This window comes from Streptomyces lasiicapitis (genome assembly GCF_014646335.1).
In the GTDB taxonomy this organism is placed as follows: Bacteria; Actinomycetota; Actinomycetes; order Streptomycetales; family Streptomycetaceae; genus Streptomyces; species Streptomyces lasiicapitis.
Genome location: NZ_BMNG01000008.1, coordinates 92,941 through 115,396, shown reverse-complemented (window position 1 = coordinate 115,396; position 22,456 = coordinate 92,941). Strand labels below are relative to the sequence as shown.

26 protein-coding genes are annotated in these 22,456 nt (G+C 71.0%); 13 read left to right on the top strand and 13 right to left on the bottom strand.

Annotated elements, in window-relative coordinates; all coding sequences use genetic code 11:
• Positions 1-81: 81 nt before the first annotated feature.
• Entirely contained in the window at positions 82-816 is a 735-nt protein-coding gene (locus IEY91_RS18955; RefSeq protein WP_164323529.1) for a nucleotidyltransferase family protein, read from the top strand.
• A 124-nt stretch (positions 817-940) separates the two neighbouring features.
• Here IEY91_RS18955 and IEY91_RS18950 read toward each other — a convergent pair whose 3' ends face one another.
• From IEY91_RS18950 to IEY91_RS18920, 7 genes are all read right to left on the bottom strand, one after another.
• Positions 941-2,701 (bottom strand): DoxX family protein, encoded by a 1,761-nt coding sequence (locus tag IEY91_RS18950; RefSeq protein ID WP_229697075.1) that lies wholly within the window; start codon positions 2,699-2,701, stop codon positions 941-943.
• A 130-nt stretch (positions 2,702-2,831) separates the two neighbouring features.
• Positions 2,832-3,776, bottom strand: coding sequence for a 23S rRNA (guanosine(2251)-2'-O)-methyltransferase RlmB (gene rlmB / locus IEY91_RS18945; protein ID WP_189174908.1), 945 nt, complete (start codon positions 3,774-3,776; stop codon positions 2,832-2,834).
• A gap of 125 nt (positions 3,777-3,901) precedes the next feature.
• A complete protein-coding gene (cysS, locus tag IEY91_RS18940) occupies positions 3,902-5,305 on the bottom strand; it encodes a cysteine--tRNA ligase (protein ID WP_164323524.1) in 1,404 nt (467 codons plus the stop codon).
• 92 nt (positions 5,306-5,397) lie between these two features.
• Entirely contained in the window at positions 5,398-5,802 is a 405-nt protein-coding gene (locus IEY91_RS18935) for a PPOX class F420-dependent oxidoreductase (protein WP_164323522.1), read from the bottom strand.
• Positions 5,803-5,994: 192 nt separating this feature from the next.
• Positions 5,995-6,516, bottom strand: coding sequence for a 2-C-methyl-D-erythritol 2,4-cyclodiphosphate synthase (gene ispF, locus IEY91_RS18930; protein ID WP_189174907.1), 522 nt, complete (start codon positions 6,514-6,516; stop codon positions 5,995-5,997).
• The gene (gene ispD, locus IEY91_RS18925) at positions 6,506-7,273 is read right to left on the bottom strand and encodes a 2-C-methyl-D-erythritol 4-phosphate cytidylyltransferase (protein ID WP_164323518.1); all 768 of its coding nucleotides are present in this window, start codon (positions 7,271-7,273) and stop codon (positions 6,506-6,508) included. Before ispD ends, ispF begins: the two co-directional genes overlap by 11 nt.
• A 382-nt stretch (positions 7,274-7,655) precedes the next feature.
• The gene (locus IEY91_RS18920; RefSeq protein ID WP_003953493.1) at positions 7,656-8,138 is read right to left on the bottom strand and encodes a CarD family transcriptional regulator; all 483 of its coding nucleotides are present in this window, start codon (positions 8,136-8,138) and stop codon (positions 7,656-7,658) included.
• A gap of 673 nt (positions 8,139-8,811) precedes the next feature.
• On the opposite strand from IEY91_RS18920, the gene IEY91_RS18915 reads away from it, so the two are divergent.
• Positions 8,812-9,573: a copper chaperone PCu(A)C domain-containing protein gene (locus tag IEY91_RS18915; protein WP_189174906.1), complete on the top strand. Its 762-nt coding sequence runs from the start codon at positions 8,812-8,814 to the stop codon at positions 9,571-9,573.
• Between the two features lie 147 nt (positions 9,574-9,720).
• Here the strand turns inward: IEY91_RS18915 and phoP are convergent, their stop codons facing one another.
• Positions 9,721-10,401, bottom strand: coding sequence for a two-component system response regulator PhoP (gene phoP / locus IEY91_RS18910; RefSeq protein ID WP_030362171.1), 681 nt, complete (start codon positions 10,399-10,401; stop codon positions 9,721-9,723).
• Positions 10,398-11,663: a two-component system sensor histidine kinase PhoR gene (gene phoR, locus IEY91_RS18905; RefSeq protein ID WP_164323512.1), complete on the bottom strand. Its 1,266-nt coding sequence runs from the start codon at positions 11,661-11,663 to the stop codon at positions 10,398-10,400. The genes phoP and phoR overlap by 4 nt, the downstream gene beginning before the upstream one ends.
• Positions 11,664-12,012: 349 nt before the next feature.
• On the opposite strand from phoR, the gene phoU reads away from it, so the two are divergent.
• Positions 12,013-12,693: a phosphate signaling complex protein PhoU gene (gene phoU, locus IEY91_RS18900; RefSeq protein WP_164323510.1), complete on the top strand. Its 681-nt coding sequence runs from the start codon at positions 12,013-12,015 to the stop codon at positions 12,691-12,693.
• Between the two features lie 671 nt (positions 12,694-13,364).
• Here the strand turns inward: phoU and IEY91_RS18895 are convergent.
• The 4 genes from IEY91_RS18895 to IEY91_RS18880 form a co-directional block, all read right to left on the bottom strand.
• The gene (locus tag IEY91_RS18895; protein WP_189174905.1) at positions 13,365-13,739 is read right to left on the bottom strand and encodes a hypothetical protein; all 375 of its coding nucleotides are present in this window, start codon (positions 13,737-13,739) and stop codon (positions 13,365-13,367) included.
• A 421-nt stretch (positions 13,740-14,160) separates the two neighbouring features.
• Positions 14,161-14,547, bottom strand: coding sequence for a hypothetical protein (locus IEY91_RS18890; protein WP_189174904.1), 387 nt, complete (start codon positions 14,545-14,547; stop codon positions 14,161-14,163).
• Positions 14,541-14,978, bottom strand: a complete 438-nt coding sequence (locus IEY91_RS18885; RefSeq protein ID WP_189174903.1) for an ATP-binding protein — start codon at positions 14,976-14,978, stop codon at positions 14,541-14,543. Before IEY91_RS18885 ends, IEY91_RS18890 begins: the two co-directional genes overlap by 7 nt.
• Before the next feature lie 46 nt (positions 14,979-15,024).
• The gene (locus IEY91_RS18880) at positions 15,025-15,432 is read right to left on the bottom strand and encodes an NUDIX hydrolase (protein ID WP_189175102.1); all 408 of its coding nucleotides are present in this window, start codon (positions 15,430-15,432) and stop codon (positions 15,025-15,027) included.
• A 107-nt stretch (positions 15,433-15,539) separates the two neighbouring features.
• On the opposite strand from IEY91_RS18880, the gene IEY91_RS18875 reads away from it, so the two are divergent.
• The 10 genes from IEY91_RS18875 to IEY91_RS18830 all read left to right on the top strand — a co-directional run bounded on the left by IEY91_RS18875 (position 15,540) and on the right by IEY91_RS18830 (position 22,448).
• Positions 15,540-16,328 (top strand): GntR family transcriptional regulator, encoded by a 789-nt coding sequence (locus tag IEY91_RS18875; protein WP_189174902.1) that lies wholly within the window; start codon positions 15,540-15,542, stop codon positions 16,326-16,328.
• 158 nt (positions 16,329-16,486) lie between these two features.
• Positions 16,487-16,843, top strand: a complete 357-nt coding sequence (locus IEY91_RS18870) for an SCO3933 family regulatory protein (RefSeq protein ID WP_189174901.1) — start codon at positions 16,487-16,489, stop codon at positions 16,841-16,843.
• On the top strand, positions 16,843-18,162 hold the full coding sequence (locus tag IEY91_RS18865; RefSeq protein WP_189174900.1) for an FtsK/SpoIIIE domain-containing protein: 1,320 nt from the start codon (positions 16,843-16,845) through the stop codon (positions 18,160-18,162). Before IEY91_RS18870 ends, IEY91_RS18865 begins: the two co-directional genes overlap by 1 nt.
• Before the next feature lie 95 nt (positions 18,163-18,257).
• Complete coding sequence (locus IEY91_RS18860) at positions 18,258-18,854, top strand: DUF2637 domain-containing protein (protein ID WP_189174899.1); 597 nt, start codon at positions 18,258-18,260, stop codon at positions 18,852-18,854.
• A 12-nt stretch (positions 18,855-18,866) separates the two neighbouring features.
• Positions 18,867-19,058 carry a mobile element transfer protein gene (locus IEY91_RS18855; RefSeq protein WP_125263547.1) on the top strand — a complete coding sequence of 64 codons (192 nt, stop codon included), beginning with the start codon at positions 18,867-18,869 and terminating at the stop codon, positions 19,056-19,058.
• A gap of 12 nt (positions 19,059-19,070) precedes the next feature.
• On the top strand, positions 19,071-19,259 hold the full coding sequence (locus IEY91_RS18850) for a hypothetical protein (RefSeq protein WP_189174898.1): 189 nt from the start codon (positions 19,071-19,073) through the stop codon (positions 19,257-19,259).
• Between the two features lie 25 nt (positions 19,260-19,284).
• Positions 19,285-19,545: a SpdD protein gene (locus IEY91_RS18845; RefSeq protein ID WP_189174897.1), complete on the top strand. Its 261-nt coding sequence runs from the start codon at positions 19,285-19,287 to the stop codon at positions 19,543-19,545.
• Positions 19,546-19,709: 164 nt separating this feature from the next.
• On the top strand, positions 19,710-20,987 hold the full coding sequence (locus IEY91_RS18840; protein ID WP_373287984.1) for a replication initiator: 1,278 nt from the start codon (positions 19,710-19,712) through the stop codon (positions 20,985-20,987).
• Positions 20,980-21,216: a helix-turn-helix transcriptional regulator gene (locus IEY91_RS18835; protein ID WP_189174896.1), complete on the top strand. Its 237-nt coding sequence runs from the start codon at positions 20,980-20,982 to the stop codon at positions 21,214-21,216. The genes IEY91_RS18840 and IEY91_RS18835 overlap by 8 nt, the downstream gene beginning before the upstream one ends.
• Positions 21,216-22,448: a tyrosine-type recombinase/integrase gene (locus IEY91_RS18830; protein WP_189174895.1), complete on the top strand. Its 1,233-nt coding sequence runs from the start codon at positions 21,216-21,218 to the stop codon at positions 22,446-22,448. The genes IEY91_RS18835 and IEY91_RS18830 overlap by 1 nt, the downstream gene beginning before the upstream one ends.
• Positions 22,449-22,456 lie beyond the last annotated feature (8 nt).

Genomic DNA, 22,456 nt, shown 5'->3' with positions numbered 1-22,456 from the left:
GCCCCGACAAGGGCCAGTAGGGGCCCGGCAGGGGCCGGTCCTGCGCGGAAACCCGCCCGCCCCGCCGCGTAGGGTGCCGTCATGACCACCGGTGCCCACCACCCCGTACGGCCCACGCAGGCCGTCGTCCTGGCCGGCGGCCAGGGCTCACGCCTTCGCCCGTACACCGACGACCGGCCCAAGCCGATGGTCGAGATCCCCGGCACGGGGACTCCGATCATCGGTCACCAGCTCGCCTGGCTCGCCGCCGAGGGCGTCACGGACGCCGTCGTCTCCTGCGGCCACCTCGCCGAGGTGCTCCAGGACTGGCTGGAGTCCGCGGACCTGCCGCTGAAGGTCACCACCGTCGTGGAGACGGAGCCGCTCGGCCGCGGCGGCGGCCTCAAGTACGCCGCCGCCCACCTGCCGCACGCCGACCAGCCCTGGTACGCGACCAACGGCGACATCTGGACCCACTTCTCGCTGCGCGACATGGCCGCCTTCCACGCCGAGCGCGACGCCACCGCCACGCTGGCCCTCGCCCGCCCCCGCATCCCGTGGGGCGTCGTGGAGACGGACGCCTTCGGCCACATCACGGACTTCATCGAGGCACCGCCGTCGCCGTACCTCATCAACGCGGGCGTGTACGTCTTCTCCGCGGCCTTCACCGCCCTGCTGCCCGACATCGGCGACCACGAGCGCACCACGTTCCCGCGCCTGGCCCGCGAGAAGCGCCTGGCCGGCTTCCCGCTGCCGCAGGGCGCGTACTGGCGCGCCATCGACACCGCCAAGGACCTCACCGAAGCGGCCAAGGAACTTGCGGCCCAGGGCCGCTGACCGCGACCTCTTCGGTAGAGATTTCCACGTACGCGGATGGGGCCCCGCACACATCACGTGTGCGGGGCCCCATCCGCGTACAGAAGAGACGTACGTACGTAGGCGACGTACGCGACACGCGGCCTCAGCCGAGGACGCCGCCGAGCAGGCCGCCCGGCCGGTCGCCGCCGCCGGTGGTGCCGCCACCGCCGGTGCTGCCGCCGGAGCCGCCAGTGGTGCCGCCACCGCCGGTGGTGCTCCCGCCGCCGGTGCCGCCGGTGCTCGCGGCCGGGCCGCTGCTGGCCGCGGGCGGCTGTTCCTGGGTGGGCGCCTGCTGCTGCGAGGACGGCGCCTGGCCGCCGGTGCCCTGGGTGGCGCTCGGCCGGCCCTCGCCGGTGCCGCCGGTCTCGGGGGCCGCGCCCGGGGTGCCCTCGCCGCCCCGCGTGGGGCTGGCCGAACTCCCTTGCGTGGGCGCGCCGCCGGAGGACGCCGACGGGCTCTGCCGGTCGCGGCGCAGCTCGCGGTCGCCGTCGGAGTTCTCCGGCAGCGGCGATCCTGGCAGGTTGTTGCGCGGCGCCTCGCCGGGTCCTGGCACGGTGACGCGGTCCGCGTCCCGCACGGCGCCGCCGAGCAGCGAGCCGACGAGCAGCGTGAGGCCGACGACGACGGTGCCGATGAGCGCGCCGCGGCGCAGCACCCGGCGGCGCAGCTGCCACAGCTCGACGCGCGGCCCGAGCGTGCGCCAGGCCTCGCCCGCGAGGCGGCCGTCGACCGAGTAGACCGGCGCGCCCGCGATGATCAGCGGGGACCAGGCGGCCAGATAGATGATGTCGGGCGCGTCGTAGGCCGGGACGGTCTTCCAGCTCACGGTGACCAGGAGCGCCGCCGAGAGCAGCACCCCGAAGGACGCAGCGAGGCGCTGCCACAGGCCGAGCACGGTCAGCACGCCGACGATGACCTGGAGGAAGGCGATGACGAGGCCTGCGCCCACGGGGTGCTGGAGCGCCCAGTCCCGCAGCGGCTCGGCGAGCGCCCACGGGTGCAGCGAGTTCAGCCACTTGACCATGGAGCCGCGCTCGCCGCCGTCGAAGTAGACGGGGTCGCAGAGCTTGCCCATGCCGGCGTAGATGGAGATGAAGCCGAGGAAGACGCGCAGCGGGAGCAGTACGACGCCCAGGTTCATGCGGCGGCCGGGGAAGTAGGCGTGCCGCTGGCCCGCGGCCGTCCCGCCGCGGCGGCCGGTGGCCTCGTCGCCGTCGTCGTACTCGTCGTACTTGTCCGGGTCGTCGTACGCCGTGGCGGCCGCGTGGTGCTCGTCGTCGGCGCTGCCCGGCAGGCGCATCTGCGGGAGCAGCCGGGTGCCGTCGCCGGGGTCGCGGGGCGGGGTGAAGGCCTCGGTCTCGGCGAGGTCGCGGGGCGGGGTGAACGCGGCGGTCTCGGCCGGGTCGCCGTACGGATCGTCGAGGTCGACGCGCGGGATGACCTGGGTGGAACCGCCGTCGTCGAAGGAGTCGCGGCCGCCTCGCACGGCGTGCGCGTCACCGCCTTGGCCCACACCTTCGGCCGAACGGCGCATTCCGCTGGCACGCGCGGCCTGCAGCAGCCCGCTCGCGTCCAGGTCGCCCGGCGCGGACTTGCCGCTCCACACGACGGGCGCGCGCCTGCGCGCCGGTGCGCCGCCGACGGCGGGGATGCGCACCGTGTCGTCCCCGGCGCTCAAGTGGCGTGCGATACGCGACGATTGGGTCCGCCCGGCGGTGGGGAGCTGCACGCGGAAGCTCGCGTGATTGACGATGACCTGCGCCGGGTCGCAGGGCACCTTCACCATGCTCAGCGCGGGAGTGTCGTCGAACCCTGACGAGCTGCCCCCCGTGGGTGTGCGGGGTGTTCTGGTGTCCACACTCATCTAACCGAGTGATGTGTGGTTTGGACACTGCCTTGACCCACGCCAAATGTCCGGACCCCGTCAAGCACCCCTGGCCGGACGGGTGCCGGGCACCCCCGAAGGGCATGCCCGGCACCACGTGACGCGGATGTCAGGCGCGGCGGCGCGCCGCCTCGTACAGCACGACGCCCGCGGCGACACCGGCGTTGAGCGACTCCGCGCCGCCGGGCATCGGGATGCGGACCCGGAAGTCGCAGGTCTCGCCGACGAGTCGGGACAGTCCCTTGCCCTCGCTGCCGACGACGATGACGACGGGGCCCTCCAGGGCCTTGAGGTCGCCGATCTCGCGGTCTCCGTCGGCGGCGAGGCCGACGATGGCGATGCCCGCCTTCTTGTACGCCTCCAGCGCGCGGGTGAGGTTGGTGGCGCGCGCGACCGGCGTGCGCGCTGCGGCGCCCGCGGACGTCTTCCACGCCCCGGCCGTCATGCCGGCCGCCCGGCGCTCCGGCACCACGACGCCGTGCCCGCCGAAGGCGGAGACGGAGCGGACGACCGCACCGAGGTTGCGCGGGTCGGTCACGCCGTCGAGGGCGACGATGAGCGGGTCCTCGCCCTGGTCGGCGGCGGCCGCGGCCAGGTCCTCGGGGTGCGCGTACTCGTACGGCGGGACCTGGAGCACCAGGCCCTGGTGGTTGAGGCCGTTGGTCATGCGGTCCAGCTCGGCGCGCGGGGCCTCCATCAGGTGGATGTCGCCGCGCTCGGTGGCGAGCTGCAGCGCCTCGCGGACCCGCTCGTCGTTGTCGATGAACTGCTGGACGTAGAGCGTCGTCGCGGGCACGCCCTCGCGCAGCGCCTCGTAGACCGGGTTGCGGCCGACGACCAGCTCGGACGAAGACTTGCCGCCGCGGCCGCGCGGGGGCGCCTGCCGTCCGGCGGCGCGCTTCGACTTGGCGTTGGCGGCGCGCTGCTTGACGTGCCCCTTGCGCATCTCGGCGGGCGGCGTGGGCCCCTTGCCCTCGAGGGCCCGGCGTCGCTTTCCGCCGCTGCCGACCTGCGCGCCCTTCTTGCCGGACATGCGGCGGTTGTTAGCGGCCATGACCTACCTGTCTGTGTGAAGCGTTTGCGCACCCGCGCTGCCTGCTCGCGCGTACGCATCTGAAGTCGTCGTATATGCAGTGTGCCGCCCGAGTCCCCGGGCGGCACATCAGCGTGCGGTCCGCGCTAGCGCGGACCGAGCGTCCAGCGGGGTCCGCTCGGGCTGTCCTCGATGACGAGGCCCGACTGGCTCAGCTGGTCGCGGATGGCGTCGGCGGTGGCCCAGTCCTTGCGGCCGCGGGCGGCCTCGCGCTGTTCCAGTACGAGGCGTACGAGGGTGTCGACCACGCCGTGCAGGTCTTCACCGCTGTCGCCGTCGCCGCCCGCCCAGTGCGGGTCGAGCGGGTCGAGGCCGAGGACGCCGAGCATGGCGCGCACCTCGGCGAGGCGGGCGATCGCGGCTTCCTTGTCGTCGGCGGCGAGCGCGGAGTTGCCCTGGCGGACCGTGGTGTGGACGATCGCGAGCGCCTGCGGGACGCCCAGGTCGTCGTCCATCGCGTCGGCGAACGCGGGCGGCACCTCGGCGGCGGGCTCGACCACGCCCCCCGCCTTCTCCACCACGCGCTGCACGAAGCCCTCGATGCGCGCGAACGCGGACTCGGCCTCGCGCAGGGCCTCCTCGCTGTACTCGATCATGGATCGGTAGTGCGGGGTGCCCAGGTAGTAGCGCAGGACGATGGGGCGCCACTGCTTGACCATCTCGGAGACGAGCACCGAGTTGCCGAGCGACTTCGACATCTTCTCGCCGCTCATGGTGACCCAGCCGTTGTGCACCCAGTACCGCGCGAAGGTGTCGCCGAAGGCCTTGGCCTGGGCGATCTCGTTCTCGTGGTGCGGGAAGATCAGGTCGATGCCGCCGCCGTGGATGTCGAACTCTTCGCCCAGGTACTTGTGGGCCATGGCCGAGCACTCCAGGTGCCAGCCGGGACGGCCGCGGCCCCAGGGCGTCTCCCAGTCGGGCTCGCCCGGCTTCGTCGCCTTCCACATGGCGAAGTCGCGCGGGTCGCGCTTGCCGGTGATGCCCTCCTCGGGGGGCTGGCGCAGGTCGTCCAGGTCCTGGTTGGAGAGCTCCAGGTATCCGGGGAAGGACCGCACGTCGAAGTAGACGCTGCCGTCGGCCTCGTACGCGTGGCCGCGCTCGATCAGGCCGCGCATCATCTCGATCATCTCGGTGATGTGGCCGGTGGCGCGCGGCTCGTAGGTGGGCGGCAGGCAGCCGAGGACGTCGTAACCGCTGTTGAAGGCGCGCTCGTTCTCGTACCCGATGGACCACCAGGGGCGGCCCTGCTCCGCCGACTTCTTGATGATCTTGTCGTCGATGTCCGTGACGTTGCGGATGAACGTCACGTCGTAGCCGCGGTGCGCGAACCAGCGGCGCATGATGTCGAAGTTGAGGCCCGAGCGGATGTGTCCGATGTGCGGGGCCGCCTGCACCGTGGCGCCGCACAGGTAGATCGAGACACAGCCTTCGACGAGGGGGCTGAAGTCTCGGATCTGCCGGGCGCTGGTGTCGTACAGGCGAATCGTCACCACTCCAGGGTAGTGGCCGTGGGACAGTGCCCCGCGCCCCCAAGGGCGACAGGGCACACAACTGTGATGAACGGCTGTCCCGCGCGGGCCCCTCAGATCCTGCCGACGACCTTGCGGGGCGTGACCCGGACGACGACGCGCGGGCTGTCCTGGGCGGAGCTGGGGTTGAACTCCGCGTACCGCAGGCCGGTGTACTTCAGCGCCAGCTCGTCGATGAGTTCCTGACCGCCCTCGGTGGCGATCTGGGCGGTGCCGCGGATCTCCGCGTACGTGTACGGGGCGTCGAAGGGCTGGAGGAGCACCGTCACGCGGGGGTCGCGGCGCAGGTTCTTCTCCTTCCGGCGGTCCAGGGTGGTGGAGAAGATGACGTCGTCGCCGTCGCGCTTCACCCAGACCGGTGAGAGCTGGGGGCTGCCGTCGGGCTGGATGGTGGCGACGGTGACGAAGACCGGGGTGTCCAGGCGGGCCTTGAGGTCGTCGGAGAGTGCTGCGGCCACGGTGTCTCCTTGGGAGAGGTGTCGGGGTTGGGCGCCTTTGTGCACGCGTACCCGATCTTCCTGCACCGCCGGTGAACCGCCGGGGATCTCCACGCGCCTCCGGGGGCCGGGCCGCCGGGCGCCTAGGGGCACGGAAGCGCGTGGGGCGCGAACGGCCCAGGAGGCTCAGGGGGCGCGAACGTCCCAGGAGGCTTAGGGAGCGCGCACCACCAGCGCCGTCGCCACGGCCGCGAGCCCGTCGCCGCGGCCGGGGAAGCCGAGCCCGTCGGTGGTCGCCCCGGACACGGTGACCGGTGCGCCGGCGGCCTCGGAGAGCACCTTCTGGGCCTCCTCGCGCCGCTTGCCGATCTTGGGCCGGGGGCCGACGACCTGCACGGCCACGTTGCCGATCGTGAACCCCGCGTCCCGCACGATCCGCGCGGCCTCGGTGAGCAGCGCGAGCCCGGAGGCACCGGCCCACTCGGGGCGCCCGGTCCCGAAGTGGGCGCCGAGGTCGCCGAGGCCCGCGGCGGAGAACAGGGCGTTGCACGCGGCGTGCGCGACGACGTCCGCGTCGGAGTGCCCGGCGAGGCCGGGGCCCTCCCCTTCCCACTTCAGGCCGGCGCACCACAGCTCGCGGCCCTCTTCGAAGGCGTGGATGTCGGTGCCGATGCCGACCTGCGGCAGCGGATACGGGAACTGGGGCTGCTGCGGCGCCTGCGGTTCAGAAGCCATCGTTGGCCCTCCTGCGCGCGAGCACGGCCTCGGCCAGGACGAGGTCCAGCGGCCGGGTCACCTTGAACGCCTCCTCGTGGCCCGGCACGAGCACGACCGGCTCACCGAGCCGCTCCACGAGCCCCGCGCAGTCCGTGGCGCCCTCGCCCACGACGACGGCCTCGTGCGCGCGAAGGAGCGTCGCGCGGTCGAAGCCCTGCGGGGTCTGTACGGCGCGCAGCCGGGCGCGCTCGGGCGTGGCGACGACGGGCTCGGGCTCGCCGGGGGCGGCGGGCTCGACCTCCTTGACGGTGTCGGCGACCGGCAGCGCGGGGACCACGGCGGGCGCCCCGTCGCGGACGGCCTCGATGACGCCGTCGACGGTGTCGACGGGGACCAGGGGGCGGGCCGCGTCGTGCACGAGCACGATGTCGATCCCGGCCGGCAGGGCGTCAAGGCCGAGCTTCACGGATTCCTGGCGGGTCGCGCCGCCGGGCACGACGAGGAAGTCGGTGCGCTCGGGCAGGGCATGGTCGGCGAGCAGGGTCTTGACCTCGGCGGCGCCGTCCGGCGGTGCCACGACCACGACGAGGGAGACGGCGCGGGAGGCGGCCATGGCGCGCACGGCATGAATCAGCATCGGCGTGCCGTTCAGCGCGCGCAGCGCCTTGGGGGCGCCCGGGCCGAGCCGTACACCACGTCCGGCGGCGGGGATCACGGCTGCCGTGCGGGGGCGGGGGGCCTGGGGCCCGTCCGCCGCGGTAGATGCGTCAGACATCGGTTCCGTTCAGGTTTGTGTGCTCGGCCGACATGGGTATGGCCACAGCGTGCCGGGCGCGACGCCTTGACCGGAACCCTTCCGTGACATCCGGTCGAGCCTGCTGCCCGAGCCCGGCACGCCAACGTACCGGGGGATCTTTCCGTACACACGAACCGGCGATGAAGACCGGGGTACGGCCACGCCTCCGCGGCAGGACCGAGCGGGACTCCGGGGCGGGAACACGCCCCGGCGCGGGAGCCATGCCTCCAGGAGCAGGTCTGGGGGTATGAACATGCCGCAGTGCCCGGCAACACCATTCAGGAGTCGGCGGGCACCGCGGCAGTATTCATCGTCCCGGGACGCACGCCACAGGTGGCGCTGCGCTGCGTCGATCAGGAATTCAGGACGCGAGGACCTCGTCAAGCAGGGCCTCGGCCTTGTCCTCGTTCGTGTTCTCCGCGAGGGCCAGCTCGCTCACCAGGATCTGGCGGGCCTTGGCGAGCATGCGCTTCTCACCGGCGGACAGTCCGCGCTCGCGCTCCCGACGCCACAGGTCACGGACAACTTCCGCGACCTTGATGACATCACCGGAGGCGAGCTTCTCGAGATTTGCCTTGTAACGGCGCGACCAGTTCGTGGGCTCTTCCGCATACGGCGCGCGCAGCACTTCGAAGACCCGGTCAAGGCCGTCCTGACCGACCACATCACGCACACCGACGAACTCCGCATTGTCCGCTGGCACACGCACCGTCAAGTCGCCCTGGGCGACCTTCAGCACCAAGTAGGTCTTGTCCACGCCTTTGATCTGGCGAGTTTCGATGGCCTCGATCAGCGCGGCCCCGTGATGGGGATAGACCACGGTGTCGCCAACCTTGAACGTCATGTGACAGGTACCCCTTCCGTGGCTATCCAGGGTAACACGGATACGGCGTCTTCTGAATGGCGTTTTCGCAGGTCAGGGCATATCTCGGGGCTTGACAACAGCAACAGGAACGTGCTGCGCGAGGGCTGCGGAAGGGGGTATTCGCAGGTGGGAGCCACTGTTCGACGGGGGCGAAACGCCCACGTTACAGACCCCGCGAGGGCACCCCAAGGGGACGAACGTCCCGGTTTGCCGGGTTCCCGTAGGTGAACTTCCGCTACTCCGTTCGGTGACTGGTGCCGCGTACGAGACGACTCCTGACGCCGCTCGCGAGACGACTCGGCGAATCCCGGAATTGATCAAGAAGCGCGGGCGCCGGGCACATCGGAAGCGCTGCCCTGATCAATTTCCGGTGCCGCCCCGCATTACCCGCGAAAAATCACCCACCCGCCATCGGCGGCGGTTATGGGAAATGAGGGAACCAACGGCGAACTTCAGGCCAATGGAGCGGCCGGAACGCGTGGGGCCGGGGAAGCGCGCGGGCTGCGAGGGCGGGTCGGGTGTCCACAGGGGCGGGTCGGGTGCGGCGGCACGGGAACGGCTCGGTAACCTAAGCCCGCTGACACACCCTTAGGGCGGTCGACCGGCCGCCCGACCTTCCGTTTCCGCCCACGTTCTAGGAGTTGCCGCCGCCGTGAGCCGCAGCCTTCGACGCGGCGCCATCGCCGCCACCGCCCTCGCGTTCTCGCTCGGCACGCTCACCGCCTGCGGTGCCGGAAACAACGCCCAGACGAACGAGATCAAGCCGGACAACGCGGCGACCGCCGTCGGCGACATCAAGATCCAGAACGCCATGATCATCACGCAGCCCGACCGCGAGTCGACCGGCCCCGCCGTGATCGCCGCGACGATCTTCAACAACGGCGACACCGCCCAGACCCTCGACTCGGTCAAGGTCGACGGCACGGGCAAGACGGCCGCGCTGAGCCCCGCCAAGGGCGAGAAGAAGGGCAAGGCCGGCGGTCTGACGATCCCGGCCGGCGGCTCCGTCGTCATCGGCGGCAAGGACAACGCCTCTGCTGTCCTGCCGAGCAGCCGCGAGTCCGTCAAGGACGGCAACGCGCAGCCGGTCACGTTCGCGTTCAGCAAGACCGGTGACGTGAAGCTGAAGAGCTTCGTCGTGCCGGCCGAGGCCTACTTCAAGTCGTGGGGCCCGAGCGAGGTTCCGAAGGCGCCGGACGCCAAGCCGTCGGGCAAGCCGTCGGAAGGCGCCTCGGGCAAGCCGTCCGGGAAGCCCTCGGGCTCGCCCTCCACCGATCCGTCGGGCACGCCCGCGGGCGGCGCTGAGGGTGCGGAAGGCGCCGAGGGCGGCGAGGGTGCTCAGGACGGCGCTCAGGGCGCGGGTGCCACGCCGCCCGCCGACGGGTCCACGACCGGTGGCGGCACGCAGCACTGACGTGCACAGCACGCGTCGTACGTAGACAGCGCGCGTCCTACGTAGACAGCGCGAAGGGCGGGAACCTCCTGAGGTTCCCGCCCTTTGCGTTGCGTACTGCGCGAACGCGCGCGTGGCCGCCCTCGGGGCGCACGCGCGCGGGCTCGGCTACGGCTCGAACTTGTAGCCCAGGCCGCGGACCGTCACCAGGTAGCGCGGGGCCCCCGGGTCGGGCTCGATCTTGGCGCGCAGGCGCTTGACGTGGACGTCCAGGGTCTTGGTGTCGCCCACGTAGTCGGCGCCCCAGACGCGGTCGATGAGCTGCATGCGGGTCAGTACGCGGCCCGCGTTGCGCAGCAGCATCTCCAGGAGGTCGAACTCCTTCAGGGGCAGGTCGACCTTGGAGCCGGAGACCGTGACCACGTGCCGGTCGACGTCCATCCGGACCGGCCCTGCCTCCAGGGCCTGCGGGGCGACCTCCTCGGGCTCGCCGCGGCGGCGCAGCACCGCGCGGATGCGGGCCACCAGCTCGCGGGACGAGAAGGGCTTGGTCACATAGTCGTCGGCTCCTATTTCCAGGCCGACGACCTTGTCGATCTCGCTGTCCTTGGCGGTGACCATGATCACCGGCACGTTCGAGCGGCTGCGGAGCTGGCGGCAGACCTCCGTGCCGGGCAGGCCCGGCAGCATCAGGTCGAGCAGGACGAGGTCGGCGCCATTGCGCTCGAATTCGTCGAGTCCGTCCGGGCCGGTGGCCGCGATGGCGACCTCGAAGCCCTCCTTGCGGAGCATGTACGACAGGGCGTCGCTGAAGGATTCCTCGTCCTCGACGACGAGCACTCGGGTCACGGAAGGACCTCCGGGGCGGCAGGAATGGGTTCGTATGCGGTTGTGTCGTCGGGCCTTGCGCCCTGGTGCGCGTCGTGCGCGGCCGGGCCGGTGCCGACCCTGCGCTCGCGGGTCGCGGCCGCCTCGGGCAGCCGCAGGGTGAAGGTGGAGCCCTGTCCCTCCGAGCTCCACACGGTGACCTCCCCGCCGTGCGAGGCGGCCACGTGCTTGACGATGGCAAGGCCGAGGCCGGTGCCGCCGGTGGCCCGGGAGCGGGCCGGGTCGACGCGGTAGAAGCGCTCGAAGATGCGTTCCTTGTCCTTGTCGGAGATGCCGATGCCCTGGTCGGTGACCGCGACCTCGATGAGGTCCCCGCCGGGCGCGCTGACCCGGCGAGCGGCTATCCCGACCCGGGTGCGGGCCGGTGAGTAGTTGACGGCGTTCTCGACGAGATTGCCGAGCGCCGCGGCGAGCTGGCCACGGTTGCCCCAGACCCGCAGGTCGGCGGTGCCTCCGGCGGCCATGGTGATCTGCTTGGTGCCGGCCTGGTGACGGCAGCGGTCGATGGCCTCGCCCACCAGCTCGTCCACGCGGACCGGCTCGGCGTCCTCCAGCGGGTCGTCGTTCTGCACCCGGGAGAGGTCGATGAGCTCCTGCACGAGGTTGGTCAGGCGGGTCGCCTCGTTCTGCATCCGGCCCGCGAAGCGTTCCACGGCCTCGGGGTCGTCGGCGGCGTCCATGACGGCTTCGGAGAGCAGCGAGAGCGCTCCGACCGGCGTCTTGAGCTCGTGGCTGACGTTCGCCACGAAGTCGCGGCGGACGGCCTCGATGCGGCGGGCCTCCGTGAGGTCCTCCACGAGCAGCAGGACGAGCCGGGAGCCGAGCGGCGCCACCCGCGCGGAGACCGCGAGCGCGTCGCCGCGGCCCGTGCCCCGGCGCGGCAGGTCCAGCTCGACCTGGCGTATCTCGCCGTCGCGCCGGGTGTCCCTCGCCATCTGCAGCATCGGCTCGACGGCGAGCTTGCCACCGCGCACCAGTCCGAGGGCGTACGCCGCGGAGCTCGCCTTGACCACGCTGTCCGCCTCGTCCAGGACGACGGCGGAGGAGCGCAGCACGGAGAGCACCGTGTCGACGCCGGGGGGCAGGACCGGGTCCGTGTGCAGGGATGTCCTGGTGGGCCTCTTCTGGTCGCGCTCGCTCCAGCGAAACGCCAGCATGGCGATGACGCCGGTGCACACCCCGGCGATCGCTGCCGCTGCGGCGACCGCCGCGTTCACGTCCATGCCTCCAGGTTATGCGCGGTCGGAGCACCGGCCACAGCCATCCGGGTGGCCACTCGAACACTCGTCGCCCAGAGTTCACTGTGGGGACGGCAGTGGTTCATTTCGGCGGGACGGCCCGGTGGACCCCGATATTCCGGTGTCGGGCACGCCTTCCGGGTGCGGGTCGGGGGTCACCTGATGGGACCCGGTGTGCAGTCTGGCGCATCGGGCGCGGGAACGGACTCTGTCGCCCATAGTTCACCTTGACGACAGGGGCGATTCATTTGAGATGACTTAAACGGACGCGTCGGCCCCACACCGTGGGAGCGTAGGGGTGACCCCCTGTGACGTACGAGAGAGGGACAGCCACATGCGTGACGCGTACCACGAGGAACTTGACTCGATCGGCGAGGGCCTGGTCGAGATGGCCCGCCTTGTCGGGTCGGCGATCGGGCGCGCCACCACGGCCATGCTCGACGCCGACCTCAAGCTGGCCGAGAGCGTGATCGCCGCCGACCAGAAGGTCGACGATCTCCAGCACGAGCTGGAGGCACGAGCGATAGCCCTGCTGGCGCGGCAGCAGCCGGTCGCGACGGATCTGCGGATCGTCGTGACCTCGCTGCGGATGAGTGCCGACCTGGAGCGCTCCGGCGACCTGGCCCAGCACGTGGCCAAGCTGGCCCGGCTGCGCTTCCCGGACACGGCGGTGCCGCGCGACCTGCACGCGACGATCCTGGAGATGGGCCAGCTCGCGCAGCGCCTGATGGCGAAGGCGGCGGAGGTCATCATCACCAAGGACGTCGACCTGGCGCTCCAGCTGGAGCAGGACGACGACGAGATGGACCTGCTGCACCGCACACTCTTCCAGCACCTGATGGACGACCGCTGGAAGCACGGCATCGAGACGGCCGTGGACGTGACCCTCCTCGGCCGCTACTACGAGCGCTTCGCGGACCACGCGGTGTCCGTGGCCAAGCGCGTCGTGTACCTGGTGACGGGCGAGCACGCGGACGAGATCCAGCCGGGGGCGGCACCGGTCGAGGGCGCGTAGCGCCTGCCGGCGGGGCGCGGGGTTCACGGTCCGGCGTGCGCCGCCGGTGCGCCGCGGGCGTGTGCCCGGACTTGCACGCGGGGTGGGCGCCGAGGCGTGCGCGCCCACCCCTTCGTACTCCGCTGAAAACTTCTCCTGATCGCGCCGGAACTTCTCCTGCGCTGAGCGTCGGCTGCGCTGGGCGTCAGCCGCAACCGCCGCCGCACTGGCACGGGCCGCCGGACTGGCAGCCACAGCTACAGCCAGGACCGCACTGACAACCGTCGGCACAGGTGTCGGTCTTGGGGGACTCGGCCATGTGTCTCCTCCTCGAAGGCGTACTACGAAGACGTACTGCCTGCCCCTCCATTGCACGCCCGGGGCAGCGGGGCGCGTCAACGGCGCACGCGCGCGCGTTCGTTCACCCCGCGCCGCCGCCCGCCGTCCGCCCCCTCCCACGCGCCCCCGCGCGTCCGGAATCGCACACAGAAGAAGGGGCTCCACGCGCGCGTGGAGCCCCTTCTTCTGTACGGGTGGGCTGTTACTTCTTCTTGCCCTGGGTCTTGTCGGGGATCTTGGCGAGCTGGGATCCTCCTGGCCAGGGCCTTACGCCAACGCGGCAGGGTGGTCGTTGTCGGCTGGTGTTGAGCATTGCCGAGCGGCCTCGGACGGCCCAGGGACGGCCCAGCAAGCTAGCTGACATCCCGTAGAGGTTCGCTGGCCGAGTAGCAGGCGTCCATCCACTTCGCCTCGTCCCTGCCGAGGATGACGTCCCCGCACATGGGCGTGTTCAACAACCCGCCGCCAACGCTCACGGTCTCCAGAGTCTTCCTCTGAGCGGGAGTCGCGGTGTCAGCCATCGTGGTCGTGAAGCCCTTGACCGGCTTCGGCTCCCAATCAAGGTCCGAGTGAAGCAGCGTGGCTGCTCCTTCGCCCCACTTCTGAACGAAGATCAATCGCTCCCCGCTGTCGTTGACGAAGTAGGAGACGTAGTCCTTGTCACCAATGGGGAAGCCGCTCAGCTGGGCGAGCAGCTTCCTTAAGTCAGTACCGAAATCGGATGCCATGCCCGGGACGCTACCAACGATCACGCAACGTTATGCACAAGTTCTTCACACTGGCGCAACGCAGTGGGTGCACAACCAAGGTCGGTGGAGCGGCTTTGGGCTGGAGCTGCTTTGGTGCGAGTGATCATGGCCCCGTAAGCTTCCGGCGCGTCGGGCAGTCCGTGGACCTGCCCGCTAAAGCACGACGTTGGGGCCATGATCTTCGAGGCTCGCGCCAAAGTGGCTGCCTAAAGCCGTGGAGCCGACCGCCCCAGCCACGACGTACCCCTTCTCTGACTTCAGGCGGCTGATCGCTTAGCGCGCGGCACGGTCCGCGGCCGGGCTGGAGCGGGGCGGAGACAGGAGCGCAGGCCCGGCCGCGGGCCGGGCCGCGCGCGGGGAGCGGAGCGAGCCGCCTTGAATCAGTAGAGAAAGTTGTAACTCAGTCGGTCGCGTCGGGCTTCAAGTCGTGTGTGCACGGCTGGAGTTCCATGTGCTCCTGGTGGTCCGCGAGGGGCAGGAAGAGCACCGGGTGCACCGTCCACGTGATGCGCGTGCTGGCGTAGGTCACCGACACCATGCACGGCTCCGAGCGCAGGAGAGCTCTGCGGGTGTCGATACGGCTCTCGTAGAGCCAGTCCCAAGTCTCCTTGGGGGCCACGGGGTTCAGTTCCGCCGTGATGGCTCGGAGCGCCGTGGGGAGCCAGCCGTCCGCCTGGGTCGCGGAGTACGCGCCGAAGGATGTCGTCACCGTCGGTCGGCCCGGAGCCATGAGGTCCTCCGCCCAGCACTCGCACCAGAATCCGCGGGCCAGGCCGTCGCTCAGCATGGGTGGCCCCCTGGCCCCGGCCGTGGCGAAGTGAACAGCTCCGCCGTCACCGTGTGGGCGCCGTCGCTGTTCCGCACCACCACCCGGTGGGCCAGCGCGCTGACCATGCCCAGGCCTCTGCCGTGCACCGCCTCCTCGTCCGGGTGCTCGACCTTCGGAGCGGCCCCGCCCGAGCCCCCTCCGTCCGTGACCGACAGGGCGATGACCTGGGACGACACCGCCAGAGCCAGGTGAAAGCTGCCCGTGGGCCGGCCGCTGGCCGTGTGCAGGATCGCGTTGGCGCTCAGCTCGCTCGCGATGAGTTCGGCGTCCTCCGCGAGAGGCGAGGAACCCAGGATGTCGCGGGTCCAGCGGCGGGCTCGGCTGACCTCTTCGGGGAGACCTGGGCAAGTGAGTCCCCAGACCCGGGCGGTGCTCGTATACTCGTGCATACAAGTTCCTTTGTGCTGCTAGGCCGCCATGTGCAGCGGGTTCGGGCTATACGAGTTTCACGCCGTCGTGGGCGCGGATGGCCGGTGGAGCCGTCGCGTCGAGCGCGTCCAGGACGCGGATCGCGTACGCCTCGTCGGCGAGTTGGGTGACCTCTTCGCGGGTGGCCCAGCGCAGGGCGCGGGTCTCCTCGCCGGTGGTGGGCGTGCCGTCCGCGGCTTCGCAACGGAAGACCAGGGAGACGATCAAGCCCGTCATGTTCTTGTAGACGCCGGTCAGGGTCGCGGGAAGTGCGATCTTGACGCCGGTTTCTTCGAGGACCTCGCGCTGGAGGGCTTCGGGGATGGTTTCCTCGCGTTCGAGGACGCCGCCCGGAGGCTCCCACTGGCCGTTGTCGCGGCGCTGTATCAGCAGGGCCCGCCCCTCGTCGTCGACGATGACTCCGGCGACGCTCACGGAATGGGGGCGGTCAGTGCTCACGTTCCTCGGCCCTCTCGGCTGGCTAGGCTCTCCACCGTAGCAACAGCACTCGCCCACTCGTCTAGATACCTAAAGGAGTACACGTGACCTCACTCCCTACCGGCTCGCTCGGCGAGGTCGACCCCACGAGCGATCGTGCGGTCTTCCGGCAGATCGCCGATCAGCTGCGCGAGGCCATCGACCGTGGGCGGTTCAGGGAGGGCGAGAAGCTGCCCTCCGAAGCCGAGCTTGTCGACCACTACGGGGTCTCCCGGATGACGGTCCGCAACTCCTTCTCCATCCTCCAGGGGGAGGGACTCGTGCACGCCGAGCACGGCAAGGGCGTCTTCGTCCGCCCTCGGCCCCCGGTGCGACGCCTCGCCTCGGACCGGTTCGCCCGGCGCCACCGCGATCAAGGCAAGTCCGCGTTCATCGTCGAAGCCGACGCGGCCGGTAGCCACCCCCAGGTGGACGGCCTGGAGGTGAAGGAGGAGAAGGCCAGTCAGGACATCTCCACCCGGCTCGGCTCGGCGCGCAAGGTGCTCGCCCGTCGGCGGCGGTACCTCCTGGACGGACGACCCGTCGAGTTCGCGACCTCGTATCTCCCGCTCGACATCGCACGCGGTACGCAGATCGCCGAACCCAACCCCGGTCCCGGCGGTATCTACGCCCGCCTCGAAGAACTCGGCCACCGCCTCGACCACTTCGAGGAAGAGATCCGCGCCCGCATGCCCTCGCCCGCCGAGGTCAAGACGCTGCGGCTCGCATCCGGCGTGCCGGTGATCCACCTGATCCGTACCGCGTATGACGCAGAGGGGCGAGCCGTGGAGGTCTGCGACACCGTGATGGCTGCGGACGCGTACGTCCTGTCCTACCAACTCCCCGCGAACTGACGGGCGATGGGGCGCGAGGCCGTTCCTCGGACTCGTACATCCCAACAGGCATACTCGTATAGACGAGTGGGCAAGTTGTGTGCCAAGGTGGTTCGCGTTCCCGAGAGTTCGGGTTCGTCGGACGCATCTTGTATAGACGAGTAGATAGGGGAACTGCCTTGCGCACCATCCGTGTTCAGACCTCGGGCGCCACGATCCTGCTCACTGAGGCCCCGGAGCCCAAGGTCCGCGACCGCCAGACCGGCGAGCGGGCCGTGGACGCCGTCAGTGGTGAGCCGCTGATGACCATCGGCGTCGTCTACATCGAGGAGGGAGAGTCGTCGCTGTTCAAGGTGACCGTCCCGGAGAGTGGGGTGGCGGAGGGGCTGGTCCTCGGCTCGCCCGTCTCGCTGCCGGGGCTCATCGCCCGGCCGTGGGAGAACGTCTTCAACGGCCAGCAGCGTCACGGCATCGCCTACCGCTGCGCCGCCGTGACGCCCGCCGCCTTCCCGGTCGCTGCCGGAGCCGCAGCCTGATGGCCGACCTGACGACGCTCCTGGAGGTGGGTGGTCCCGTCGCCGCGATCGGCGGTGGGGCCGCCTACACCCGGGCACGACACCCCGGGGTGTACTGGTCCACGGTCGGCATGCCGTTATCCGCCGCCCGGTTGATCGGCACGTACGGCTCGGTCATGGAGGCATGCGGGCTGACCGTGACGCCGTCCCGGCTGCGGGTGCTGGCCGCGCGGGCCACGCGGGGAGAGGTCCGTGCGGTGCCGCCACGCCGAGGGCTCATACGGCCTACGACGACCGGCCTCCGCCTCCGTATCCGGCTCGCTCCCGGCCAGGAACCCGCCGACGTCGCCGCCTCCGCCGAACGGCTGCGGCACGCATGGGGAGTTCACGCCGTGTACGTCACCACGGTCAAGCCCGGCGTGGTCGAGCTGCGGCTCGTCGGCTTCGACGTACTGCGGCGGGTGCGGATGCCTCGCCGGATAGCTGGCGGGCTCCTCAAGGTGCCGGTGGCGCTGCGGGAGGACGCCACTCCCTTCGTACGCGACTACCGGGCCGTTCCACATCAACTCACCCTCGGCGCCACGCTGTCCGGCAAGTCCATGTACCTGCGGCACCTGGTCACCGGGCTCGCCCGGCAACCTGTCGCCCTGGTGGGCATCGACTGCAAGCGGGGCGTGGAGCTGGCGCCTTTCGCTCCGCGGTTGTCGGCGCTCGCGACCGATCCGGAGCAAGCCGCCGAGCTGCTGCCTGTGCTGATACGAGAGATGGAGGACCGGTACGACCTGATCAAGGCTCGGCAGGGCATCGCCCCGAACACCCTCGCCGAGACCATCACCTCCGACATCTGGGGCCTGCCTGACGGGGACCGCCCTGCGCCCATCGTGCTGTTCGTCGACGAGGTCGCGGAACTCTTCCTCGTCGCCTCGAAGAAGGACGAAGAACGCCGGGACGAGATGGTCACCCAGCTCATCCGGCTCGCCCAGCTCGGTCGCGCGGCCGGCATCTACCTGGAGGTCTGCGGCCAGCGCTTCGGCGCCGAGTTGGGCAAGGGGGCGACCATGCTCCGCGCCCAGTTGACCGGCCGGGTCTGCCACCGCGTGAACGATGAGGGCTCCGCGAAGATGGCCCTCGGAGACATCGCCCCGGAAGCTGTCCTCGCCGCCTGCGCCATCGCGCCCGAGCTGCCCGGCCTGGCCGTCGCCGGGGACACGTCCGGCGGCTGGTCCCGCATTCGTACGCCGTACTTGTCGCTCGGCGAGGCTGCCGAGACCTGCCGGGAGTCGGCGCACCTGGTGCCTGATCTGCCCGCGCTCAAGCCGTTCCGGCCTGTGGCTGCCTGATCCCGCCTGTTCCTTGCCCGGTTGGGGCGACTGCTCTACGTCGCCGCCAGACCTTTACCCCTCCATGCCCTCCGGACCCCGGAAGGAGCCACCGCATGCGCGCCCAACTGGCCCGTGTGGACGCGGTGCTCGTGCAAGCCGTCATCGCCGCCGCGCTGTCCTTCGCCCACCTGCACGACGTCGCTTCGGCGGCCGGACAGGACGGGTGGAAGGCGTGGGCCTACCCCGTGTCGGTCGACCTGCTGCTCGTCGCCGCCTGGCGTCGGCTGCGGTCCGGTCATGCGCGGGCGGCCGGGTGGTGCTGGTTCGTCATCGCGCTCGCCGCGTCCCTCGGGGCGAACGTGGCCACGGCGGGGCTCCTCGACATGAGCCATGTGCCCGCCTGGCTCCGCATCCTCGTGGCGGGCTGGCCTGCGGTGGCGTTCCTGGGCGGGACGCTGCTGGCTCACTCGGCGCCGAAGCCAACGCGCCAGGAGGACGAGCCGGTTGTAGACGCCCCGGCCTCGCCACCCGAAGCACCCGAGCGAACCGAGCCTCCCGCCGTATCCGTCCCGGCCGCCCTGCTCGACCACGCCCGCAAGCTCGCCGCCGACCACCACACCCGCACCGGAACCGCCATCGACACCCCCACCCTCCGCGCCCGTCTCGGCGTCCCCACGCCCATGGCCGACGCCATCGCCGCCCAGCTCTGAGAGGAGACCCGCATGCCCGCCAACCGCCGTTTCCGCAACGTCGCCCGCATCGGACCCGTCCAGATCGGCACCGCCTACGACCACCGCGGCCGGGAGAAGCACACCGCCGCCTGCACCGCCCCTCGCTGCGGCTTCTCCGCCGACTACGACAGCCGCGCCGCCGCCGAACTGGCCGCCCGCACCCACCGCTGCCCCGGCCTCTGAGAGGAGCACTCCATGACCGTCAGCCTGTCGTGGGTCCTCGTCCTCGGCCTGCTGGCCTGGGGCGCGGTCAAGGTCATCGGCGCCCGCCCCTGGATCGCCGTCCTGATCACGCTCCTCGGCCTCTGGATCTCGCACACCTTCGTGGCCCCGGCCGCCGCCGCCGTGGCGAACGTCGGCTTCGCAAACGCCTCACATGCCTAGACGAGTAGATGAGGAAAGGACCGCCGTGTTCCTGCCCAAGTACCCGGACAACCCCACACCGCCGCCCGCCCACCACCACGCCCCGAACGCTCCGACCGACCCGGCACCCGCCCGCCGACGCGCCACCGTCCCGGCCGTCTCGATCAGCACCGGCACGGTCGTGGCCGCACTCACGGGCGGCGTGGTCCTCACCGCGCTCCTGACCGCCGTGGCCATCGCGGCCGTCTCCGTCGCGATAGCGGCCGTGGTCCTGCGCTCCCTGCTAAACGACCACCGCAAGCGCTGAGCCTGCCGGTCTCCCGGGGCGGCCTCGATACCGCCAAGCATCCGCCGCCCCGGGAGCCCTTCCCCCCTGACCGTTCCAGCCAGCCAGAAGGAGAAGCCATCTTCACCCGCGCCACCACCCCGCCCCCAGTCCCGGAACTCGCCAAGCTGGCCGCCCACGGCACCCTGCCCGGCATCCTCAACCAGCTCTCCGGCCTCGGCGGCTGCGCCCACCCGATCCGCCTCGACGGCCACCGCACGGAGTACGACGTCGACACCCGCACCGGCGAGATAGGCAAGGTCCTCCACCACCTCGACTCCGTCGACCTCCCGGCGGGCCAGCTCCTCGTCCGCTGCAACAACCGCCGTACGACCCGCTGCCCGGCCTGCGCCGAGGTCTACCGGCGCGACACCTTCCACCTGATCACCTCCGGCCTGCGCGGCGGCACGGGCATCCCGGACCGGGTCGCCGCGCACCCCCGCGTCTTCGCCACCTTCACCGCGCCGAGCTTCGGCCCGGTCCACAACCGCCCCTCCTCCGGCCGCCCCTGCCGCTGCGGCACCCACCACGGCCAGGAGGACGCCGCCCTTGGCACCCCACTCGACCCGACCACGTACGACTACGAAGCGGCCGTCCTATGGAACGCCCACGCCGGACAGCTCTGGCGCCGCTTCTCCATCCACCTCCGCCGGGAGGTCGCCAAGCGAGCGGGCCTGAGCCAACGCCGTCTCCGTGAACACGCCCGGGTGTCCTTCGCCAAGGTCGCCGAGTACCAGAAGCGCGGGGCGGTCCACTTCCACGCCGTGATCCGCCTCGACGGCCCCGGCGGCGGAGACACCGCACCCCCGCCCTGGGCGACAGCCGACCTCCTGACCGACGCCATCCGCACCGCCACCACCAAGACCCAAGTCGACGGCCCGACCCTCGACGGCTGCGCCCACACCCTCACCTTCGGCCGCCAACTCGACGTCCGCACCATCCGCTCCGCCGACTTCGACGGCGGCCAGGAGCTGACGGAGCGGGCCGTGGCCTCGTACATCGCCAAGTACGCCACCAAGGGCGCCGAGACCGCCACGGGCGCCCTCGACCGGCCCCTGAAGTTCGCCGCCGAACTCGCCCAGCTCGACCTCAGCGACCACGCCCGTCGCCTGATCCGCACCGCCTGGACCCTCGGCGCCCGCAAAGACCTCGAACACCTCCGCCTCCGCGCCTGGGCCCACATGCTCGGCTTCCGCGGCCACTTCTCCACCAAGTCCCGCCGCTACTCGACCACCCTCGGCGCCCTCCGCACGGCCCGCGCCGACTGGCGCCGAGCCCAAGCCACACCCACCGAGACCGGCACCACCACGTACGTCCTCGCCCACTGGGTCTTCGCCGGAACGGGCCTGTCCGACACCGAGGCCTGGCTTGCCGAGTCCCTCGGAACCACCGCCGGAACGGAAGGAGAGCCGACCCGTGGCTAGCCGTCACGTCGTGGCCGAGGCGGTTGCCACGCCTCGTGCTCTGCCTTCGCGATACCTGACCCCTGACGACTTGGTGATGATGTTCGAGCTGCCCAGCGTCGAGACGGTCTACCAGTGGCGGCGGAAGCGCACGGGTCCCCGTGGCTTCAGGGTCGGTCGGCATCTCCGCTTCGACCCGGACGACGTTCAGGCGTGGGTGGAGTCCCAGCTCAAAGGGGCTGCTGCCTGATGGCCGGACACATACAGGATCGCTGGTACAAGACCGGGACTGGCGCAGACGGCAAGCCACAGAAGGTCAAGACCGAGCGCTACGGGAAGGGCCAGCGATACCGCGCCCGCTACGTCGGGCCGGACGGTACGGAGAAGGCGAAGAGCTTCCCCGACCGGCAGAAGCGCCTCGCTGAGCAATGGCTGGCGCACATCGAGGCGGACATGGCGCGCGGGCAGTACATCGACCCTCGTGCGGCTCGGGTCACCTTCCAGCAGTACGCCGAGCGCTGGGTGGCCACGCAGGGAGCCGATCCGAACACCCAGGCCTCGATGGAGTCGCAGCTCCGGCTGCACGCCTTCCCGTACCTGGGCTCGCGCCCGCTGGGTTCCTTCCAACCCGCCCACGTCCGCGACTGGGTGCGGGAACTCCAAGAGAACGGCGTTCGAGGGGCGTACGCGCGGACGATCTACTCCAACGTGCGCGCGGCCCTGAGTGCGGCCGTGGACGACGGGCATCTGCCCCGCAATCCGTGCGCGGCCCGATCGGTCCGGCCTCCCGTGGTGGACGTGAAGCGGGTCGTCCCGTGGACTCCGGAGCGGGTCTTCGCCGTGCGGAAGGCCATGACCGAGCGCTACCGAGCCATGGTCGACCTGGGCGGGGGATGTGGGCTCCGCCAGGGGGAGATCCTTGGCGTCGCCGTCGACGCGATCGACTTCGAGTCGGACACGCTCCACGTGGTCCAGCAGCTCAAGCTGAGCCGGAGCAAGGCCGTCTTCGCCCCGCCCAAGGGTGGCAAGCTCCGGGACGTACCTCTGCCTGGGCCGGTCGCCGATGCCCTGCGGGCGCACATGAAGCTGTTCCCGCCGGTCGAGATCACCCTGCCGTGGAAGGTGGCGGACGGGCCTGCGGTGACCAAGCGGCTGATCTTCACGGGGCCGCGTGGCGGGCACGTGTGGCGGACGACGCTCAACGACAACGTCTGGAAGCCCGCGCTCGCTGCCGCCGGGGTGATTCCGGTGCCTGAGCGGGGACAGCCGTACGCCGAGTCCCGGACGAACGGCATGCACGCCCTCCGCCACTCCTACGCTTCGGTGCTCCTGGACGCAGGGGAGAACGTCAAAGCCCTCGCCGAGTACCTCGGCCACTCGGACCCGGGTCTGACTCTCCGTGTGTATGCACACCTGATGCCCTCCAGTCGAGAACGCACACGAAAGGCAATCGATCGCACATACGAGAAGCTCGGCTTGTGAGGAGAGCG